Here is an 8,424-nt window from a genome sequence, read left to right as displayed (position 1 = left end):
GAAGAGAAAATTTCTGAACTCGAACTGAAGATCGAAGAAATGGAAGTGACTTTTACCACCGAAAATCCGTCCGCAGAAACTTTAGAAATCTACAATTCTAAAAAAGAAGATTTAGATTTGGCTTTGCAGGAATGGGAGTTTCTGGGAACGCAACTCGATTAACTCGATGTTTTTTTAGAGAAAACGAGCGTATAATATTTAATCACCGAAAACTTTCGGTGATTTTTTTTGCTTGAAGGTAATAAAATATCAATCTTCCATCTTCCGCTCGAAATTCCTATCTTTGAATTTCAAAATTTATTTCCATGAATCATGCTCCAGTTGAAGGTTTTTCTAAACTTTCAAAACAAAGAAAAATAGATTGGCTTATTAATGAATATCTGAATGAAGACCGCAGTTATGAGCAAATTTTACAACAATATTGGAACGGCGATCACACACTTCAAAAATTACACGAAGAGTTTTCCGAAAATACGATTTCTAATTTTTATATGCCTTACGGTATTGCCCCAAATTTCTTGATTGATGGGAAATTGTTGGCATTACCAATGGCGGTTGAAGAAAGTTCGGTCGTTGCAGCAGCTTCAAAAGCAGCAAAATTTTGGATTGATAAAGGCGGTTTCAAAACCACGATTATTAACACAAAAAAACTCGGTCACACGCATTTTATTTTGAATGTGGAACCTCATAAATTACAGCATTTCTTTAACTTTAAATTAAAGAAAAAACTCTTTGAAGCCACCGAAGAAATCACCAAAAATATGCGAAATCGCGGTGGCGGAATTTTGAACATTCGTCTCATCGATAAAACTGCGGATTTGGAAAATTATTTCCAGCTGAAAGCGAGTTTCGATACGGTGGATTCTATGGGTGCGAATTTCATTAATTCTTGTTTGGAACAATTCGGGAAAACGTTGAAAGAAGAAGTTGAAGAAGAAGAAAGTTTCACTTCGGAAGAAAAAAAATCCTTACAAATAGTGATGAATATTCTGTCGAACTTCACACCAGATTGTATTGTAAGAGCCGAAGTTTCCTGTAAAATTGAAGATTTAAAAGACGACAGCGGAATTTCTAATGAAGAATTTGCCACCAAATTTAAACGCGCCGTTACGATTGCCGAAATCGAGCCTTTCCGTGCAACCACGCATAATAAAGGGATTATGAACGGCGTAGATGCCGTGGTAATCGCAACTGGAAACGATTTCCGTGCTACTGCTGCTTGTGCGCACGCTTATGCGTCGAAAGACGGAAAATATTCAAGTTTAACGCATTGCACGATTGATAACGGAATTTTCAGGTTTTGGATTGATTTGCCGATTTCTGTCGGCGTTGTCGGTGGTTTAACGAATCTTCATCCGTTGGTGAAATTTTCTTTGGCTTTGCTCGGAAAACCGTCTGCACAAGAACTCATGAGTATTTTGGCGGTTTCTGGTTTGGCGCAAAATTTTGGTGCGTTGCGTTCTTTGGTAACCACCGGAATTCAGAAAGGTCACATGAAAATGCATTTGTTCAATATCCTCAATCAATTGGGAGCAACGGAAGAAGAGAAAAATCATTTCGTGACTTATTTTAAAGACAAAACGGTGACGCATCATGAAGTTATTTCGGAGTTTCATAATTTGAGGAAGAAATAGATTTATGATTAATAAATTAATGTTTTTTCTGTTGATGATAAGTTCATTTGCTTTCGGACAAAAAACTTCAATTATAAACAATGAATCTACATTGTATTCTTTAAAAACGAAAAAAGACACTATTGATTTTATTGTTGTCAACACTAATTTAAAAGAGAAAAAGCCGGTTTTAATTTATTTTCAAGGCTCTCAATCTCGACCTTTATATATTAAATTTGATGATGGGAATTTAGGAATTTTCGGAAGTGGTATTGATATGATGGATTTAAAAACCATTGCGAAATATTATAATCTAGTTGTTATTTCAATGCCAAAAACGCCTGTTGTGGTTGATGAAAAAAATCTTTCCACAGGATATTGGTACGATCCTAATCATGATAACATTCCTGAAAATGATTTTAACAATGCAGATTTTTTAGAAAATTATGTAGAAAGAGGAAATGCAGTAATTGATTTTTTGAAAAAGCAAAATTGGGTAGATAAAACAAAAATTTCGATTTTTGGACATTCTCAAGGAACCAAAGTTGCCGCAAGAATTGCTTCCCAAAGAAAAGATTTATTTGCAGTCGGTTTATTGAGTCCAAATCCTTTTGGCAGGATAGATCAATATATTCGGGAGGCAAGGAAAGAGGCGGAAAATGGAAAGGTTTCTTGGAAAGATGCCGAAAAAGATATACAAGAGCAATACGATTTTTACAAAGAAGCAGTAAACGATAAAAGTGGAAACCCAAATTTAAAATCTTGGAAATCATTTTCTCAGCCACAAATTAATGACTGGTTGAAAATTAATTCACCGCTTTATGTTGCATATGGAACGAATGATATTGTTGCAGATTTATGCGATTTGATGCCTTTAGAATTTATTAGAGCAAAAAAAAATAATCTTACTTTAAAAAGGTATCATAATACGGAGCATAGTTTTTTCGAAGTAGAAAAAGATGGAACGGTGAACCATGAAAAACCACATTTTAAAAAAGTTATAAATGATTTTGTAAATTGGACTTTCACAAAATAAATAAAATGTTCGGAATTATTTTATCAATATTAATAGCCATTTTCGGAGTTTTTCTGAAAACAACAAAAGATCCTGGATTTGCCAAATCAAAGAAATTTGCTTGGCTTTTTATCGCAATTGGAGTTTTAAGTTTAGTAGGAAAATTAATAATCATGTATCAAAAAGGAGAATTATAATATGAAAAATTTAGCATTAATTATCGGAGCGGTTTACGGATTGGTTTCCGTTATTTTAGGAGCTTTCGGAGCGCACGCTTTAAAGAAAGTTTTATCTGTAGATAAATTGGCGAGTTTCGAAACCGGCGTGAAATATCAAATGTATTCCGCATTGTTTTTATTGATTGTCGGCTATATTTTAAAATTTGAAACGCCATCCGAAAAATGGATTCCAATTTTAATGATTGCCGGAACGTTTCTGTTTTCGGTAAGTATTTATTTGTTGGCATTTAGTGAAGTAGCGGCAATTCCTTCAAAAGCGATCGGGCCAATTACGCCGTTTGGAGGATTGTTGATGATTATTTCTTGGGCGATGCTGATTTTTTATTTTGTGAAAAATAAGTCCTAAAATAATGTTTTTCATCGCAGGAAATAGCAAAAAATTAGTTGGTCAAGAAACCCGAAAAATCAATAAAAATGGATTTATGGTAAATGCTGAAATTAAAGTTTATAAAAAATATATTACTTTATTTTTCATTCCATTAATTCCGTTGGGAAAAAAATACAGCATTTATATTGCCCATTCTGATGAGTATTTTGAGAATAATTATTTCTCGAAAATGCCCGAAAAATATTTAGAAATTTGCAAAGAAGTTGGGAGGAAATATTAGTTTCAGTTATTATAATAGTTTTAATATAATCTTCCCTTAAAAGTGAATAGAATGTAGTTATTTAAGAATATTTAGGAATTAATTATTCAGTTTTTAAGTTAATGGTAAATGAATTGATAAAGAATTAGTTATCTTTGCAATCTCAATTCTGTTAATCATTTTAAAAAGTTATGAATAGTAAATTTTTCTTTTTTGTACTCTTGTTTTCTCAATTCTTTTTTGCCCAAAATTCTTGGGAAACTCTTAATCCAAAACCAAGTTCTGGTAATAATAAATCTATCGTTTTTAATAGTGGAATTGGTTATTTAATTAATGATTCCAAAGAATTAATTACCACAACAGACAACGGAGAAAGTTGGGTTGTAAAACAAACAGTTTCTTCTGCAAATGATATTAAGTTTTCTTCAAATGTAGGTTTTATTGTAGGTGATAATGGATATGTTTTGAAAAGTACAGATTCTGGAGCAAATTGGGTTCAAGTTAATATTGGAACTTCGGAAATGCTAAATTCTGTAAGTGTTTTTGCAGATAAAGTGATTATTTCTTCGGATAAAAACCTTTTTATTTCTACGGATGGAAATAATTTCACACCGAAAACAATTGATATTTTAAATCCCTGGGTAAGGAAATCAGTATTTACTACTTCTTCTGAAGGTCATATTTATTCTTCTGGAAAAGTATACAAAACGTTAGACAGTGGAACTACCTGGATACAGACCTTGAATTATAGCAGTACACCCAATGATTTGAATCTTTTGTATTTTAAAAATCAAAATGAAGGTTATATTAATTTTGGACATAATGAATTTAGAAAAACAAATGATGGAGGTCAAACCTGGACTACAGTTCCTGGAAATTGGTCATATTCTATCAAATCGATGTTTTTTGCCAATCAAAATACGGGATTTGCGGTAGGAACTTATGGCAATATTTATAAAACAATTAATAACGGCTTAAATTGGACAAATTATTCTGAAAGCTTTTTTGCAAGCGATGGAAAAACTTTACAAGGTGTAACATTTATTAATGAAAATAAAGGTTTTGCAGTAGGAAACAACGGAATTATTTTAAAAACAAATGACAGCGGAGCAAATTGGGTGAAAAATTCTTTTACGTACGATAACGTCAATGAAATTCAGAAAGTTGATGATTTTTATTATGTTCAAGGAGGTGATCATTTGTACAAGTCCCTGGACATGAAATCTTGGCAGGAATTAACCAGCCCTATTGTTAAAGACCTTTATCCATACATCATGGATTTTCAGATGGTCACTTCTTCGGTTTCTTATGCGTTTGTAGGAACTGCAGGTTCTTCCAATTTAGCAAAAAGTATTGATGGTGGACAAAGTTGGGCGATTATTCCTAATACTTATGGAGGCGATTATAATTTACAATTTATTAATGAAAATGTAGGTTTTAGATCGGGTTCTAATCTTTATAAAACTACGGATGGCGGAATAACTTGGAATAAAATTATAACACCTTATGCATCTAGTGTTCGTTTTTTGACTGAAAATGTAGGTTTCGCCTTAACAAGTTCTCAATTATTTAAAACAAATGATGGTGGTATGAACTGGAATATTATAAGTGACATAAGCGATTATGTTTCTAATTATCAGTTTTTAAATGAACAAGACGGTTTTATATTATCGAATTATGGTATTCTTAAAACAAAAGATGGAGGTGTCACATGGGAAAAAATCACCACGGCAAAAAGTTATCAATATATCAATTTTCAAAATGCTAATATTGGTTATCTTTCTGGTCAATACAGTGATGATCATGCTTATACAGATAATGGTGGTGTAACTTGGAAGTCTATTTCTAAACCTTTTCCAGACATTAGCAGATTTGTTATCAACAAGCAATTGTATCTTGGTGGAACCTATGGAAAAATGGCAACAACGAATTTGGTTTTTGATAAAATTTATTTAAAAAATAATAGGGTCTCCGAAGTTACTGCGCAAAAAGCAAATATTGTAGGTTACGGAAGTTCAAATACTGGGAATTTAGAAAATATCGTTTTCGAATATAGTACTGATAATTCTTTTACTAATATTATTGCAGTTAATTCTAATCCTGCAATTATTTTAGAAGCAAAAAACGCGAGTCTTGAAGCTGTATTGGATCAATTAAATCCTACAACCACTTATTTTGTCCGAATCAAAGCATTAAATAATGGAATTTCTTATTTTAGTAATTCCATAGAATTTAAAACCAAAGAAGCATTTACAGAAGCGTTAACTTTTACAAAAATAAAATCCAGAAGTATTCTTTTAAACACTTCAATTTCGAGTAATGATGATAAAGGAATTCAAAATTTAAAAATCATTTATGGTACTGACGCTAATAATTTAGGTAGCGTTTTAGAGATTTCTCCCAATATTGTAGCTCCAAATTCTACTGTAAATATAGCAACAACAGTTAATGGATTATCGCCAAATACAACTTATTATTTTAAAGTTAAATTCACCTATAATGGGGTGGAGAATTTAGGCAAATTATATACTATAAAAACAATAGAAGGACCAGCATTATCTTTGAGTTCTTATGAGCCTTATTTCCCAAAATTTTCTGGATATATTCAGACCGACGAAAAAATTTCAAATATAGTTTTCCAATATGGTTCTCAAAGTTTTGAAAATGTAGTTGCATCAAATCCTTCAGTAATGGAAGAAGGAACTCATGGATATGTGTCTTCTGTTTCTGAAGTAATTTTAAATCAAAATCAAACCTATTATATTAGGATAAAAGGAGATTATGAAAATACTGCTTTGTACAGCAACACAGAGGTTTATAATCCATATTCGCCGATTGTTTTAGCGAGAAATAATGAAAATTTAATCACTGAAACTTCTGTAAAAATAAATGGATTTATAAAAACTAATGGATTCACTGCGACGAATCTGAAAGTAATTTACGGTTTATCTCCACAGTCATTAAACAATAGTATCAATTTAGAACCTAATTCTGTAACCAATTATGAAACTACAAAAATAACAGGAGAAATTACAGAAGTTGATTTTAATACAACCTATTATTATCAATTTGTCACCCAAAGTAATACAGGAAAATTGACAAATTATGCATCTGAAATTTATACTTTTAAATTGTCTGATCTTCAATTAAAAACCGGGGAAAATATTTTGAATAAACTTTTAATATATCCTAATCCGATTTCGGATTATTTTAAAATCGAAATTAAAGAACAAATTAAATCAGTAGAAATCCTTGATGTTCAAGGTAAATTGGTTAAAATTTTTTCAAGTGATAGAAGTACTTCAAATAACATCTATAACGTTGAAAATCTTAATACCGGAGTTTATATTGTTAAAATTAAGCTTGTTTCTGGTGAAATTATAACTAAAAAAATCATCAAAAAATAAAGGTAATATATCAATAATCTTATTTAAACTTCCTAATCAATGTCGGACGTTTTTTATTTCATATTCGCATTTAATTTTATCGCGTAATAATGGAACAACAAAAAAGTTTTTTTGAGAAGCTGCGGATTTGTTAGTTGAATACTAAATTTTCTTATTTTCTACGGAATCATCTTGAGGTTCCGTGTCTTTTTCTTAAATTTGTAAATCTTTAAAAAAAATAAAAATCTAATTAAAATATTATGAATCTTCACGAGTACCAATCGAAAGAAATTTTGGCAAAATACGGCGTAAACATCCAAAGAGGTTTTATCGCAAATAATGTTGATGAAGCAGTAGATGCCGCAAAAAAATTAACGGAATTGAACGGTAATGAAGGCTGGGTCGTTAAAGCACAAGTTCACGCAGGTGGACGTGGAAAAGGCGGCGGCGTAAAGTTTTCACCAAATTTGGATAAACTGAAAGAAAATGCGGGAAACATCATCGGAATGCAGTTGGTTACTCCACAAACTTCTGCGGAAGGGAAAAAAGTGAACTTCGTTTTGGTTGCTGAAGATGTGTATTATCCTGGAGAAACTGAAACCAAAGAGTTTTATGTTTCCATCCTTTTAGATCGAGCGCAAGGGAAAAACATGATTGTTTATTCTACCGAAGGTGGGATGGATATTGAGCACGTTGCCGAAGTTACGCCTCATTTAATTCACAATGAAGTTGTAGATCCTGCCGTTGGCTTGCAAGGTTTCCAAGCAAGAAAAATCGCTTTCAACTTAGGTTTAAGTGGCGATGCTTTCAAAGATTTCACTAAATTTATTTCCAACTTATATAATGCTTATGTTGGGATTGACGCTTCGCTTTTCGAAATCAATCCGGTTTTGAAAACTTCAGATAACAAAATTATCGCAGTTGATGCAAAAGTTTCTCTGGACGATAACGCATTGTTCCGTCACAAAGATTTGGCTGCATTAAGAGATACGAGAGAAGAAGACCCAACAGATGTTGAAGCTGGTGAAGCTGGTTTGAACTTCGTGAAGCTTGATGGCGACGTTGCTTGTATGGTAAACGGAGCTGGTTTGGCAATGGCAACAATGGATATCATTAAATTATCTGGCGGAAACCCTGCGAACTTCCTTGATGTTGGTGGTACAGCTGATGCAGAAAGAGTTCAGAAAGCTTTCGGAATTATCTTGAAAGATCCAAACGTAAAAGCAATTCTAATTAATATTTTCGGTGGAATCGTTCGTTGCGACCGTGTTGCACAAGGAATTGTAGATGCTTACAAAGCGATGGGAAGCCTTCCGGTTCCTTTGATTGTACGCCTTCAAGGAACAAACGCTGTGGAAGCAAAACAGTTAATTGATGATTCTGGTTTGCCGGTACATTCCGTAATTACTTTAGAAGAAGCTGCTAATAAAGTAAAAGAAGTTTTAGGTCACTAAGATTTTTAAAATAGATAGTTAAAACCATTCAATTTTTTTTGGATGGTTTTTTTTTGTGCCATATAATGAGTGTTAATCTTTGTGTTTGAAAAATTAATTGTCAATGAAATTTTGGATATGGTGGTTATTG

General features: G+C 32.3%; 7 protein-coding genes. All 7 read left to right on the top strand.

From position 1 onward, the window contains the following. The first annotated feature begins 305 nt into the window (after window positions 1–305). The 7 genes from WBY99_RS10265 (at window position 306) to sucC (ending at window position 8,294) form a co-directional block, all read left to right on the top strand. Window positions 306–1,634 carry a hydroxymethylglutaryl-CoA reductase, degradative gene (locus WBY99_RS10265; protein ID WP_423976238.1) on the top strand — a complete coding sequence of 443 codons (1,329 nt, stop codon included), beginning with the start codon at window positions 306–308 and terminating at the stop codon, window positions 1,632–1,634. A 4-nt stretch (window positions 1,635–1,638) separates the two neighbouring features. After that, window positions 1,639–2,649 (top strand): prolyl oligopeptidase family serine peptidase, encoded by a 1,011-nt coding sequence (locus WBY99_RS10260; protein ID WP_423976237.1) that lies wholly within the window; start codon window positions 1,639–1,641, stop codon window positions 2,647–2,649. 5 nt (window positions 2,650–2,654) lie between these two features. Beyond that, complete coding sequence (locus WBY99_RS10255; protein ID WP_423976236.1) at window positions 2,655–2,825, top strand: hypothetical protein; 171 nt, start codon at window positions 2,655–2,657, stop codon at window positions 2,823–2,825. Window position 2,826: 1 nt separating this feature from the next. Beyond that, window positions 2,827–3,213, top strand: coding sequence for a DUF423 domain-containing protein (locus WBY99_RS10250; RefSeq protein ID WP_423976235.1), 387 nt, complete (start codon window positions 2,827–2,829; stop codon window positions 3,211–3,213). Window positions 3,214–3,217: 4 nt separating this feature from the next. After that, window positions 3,218–3,475 (top strand): hypothetical protein, encoded by a 258-nt coding sequence (locus WBY99_RS10245; RefSeq protein ID WP_423976234.1) that lies wholly within the window; start codon window positions 3,218–3,220, stop codon window positions 3,473–3,475. A 170-nt stretch (window positions 3,476–3,645) separates the two neighbouring features. Beyond that, complete coding sequence (locus tag WBY99_RS10240; RefSeq protein ID WP_423976233.1) at window positions 3,646–6,861, top strand: YCF48-related protein; 3,216 nt, start codon at window positions 3,646–3,648, stop codon at window positions 6,859–6,861. A 239-nt stretch (window positions 6,862–7,100) separates the two neighbouring features. Next, a complete protein-coding gene (gene sucC, locus WBY99_RS10235; protein WP_423976232.1) occupies window positions 7,101–8,294 on the top strand; it encodes an ADP-forming succinate--CoA ligase subunit beta in 1,194 nt (397 codons plus the stop codon). Window positions 8,295–8,424: the final 130 nt, after the last annotated feature.

The organism is Kaistella sp., assembly GCF_049588135.1.
Taxonomy (GTDB): Bacteria; Bacteroidota; Bacteroidia; order Flavobacteriales; family Weeksellaceae; genus Kaistella.
This window is presented reverse-complemented; position numbering and strand designations above follow the sequence as displayed.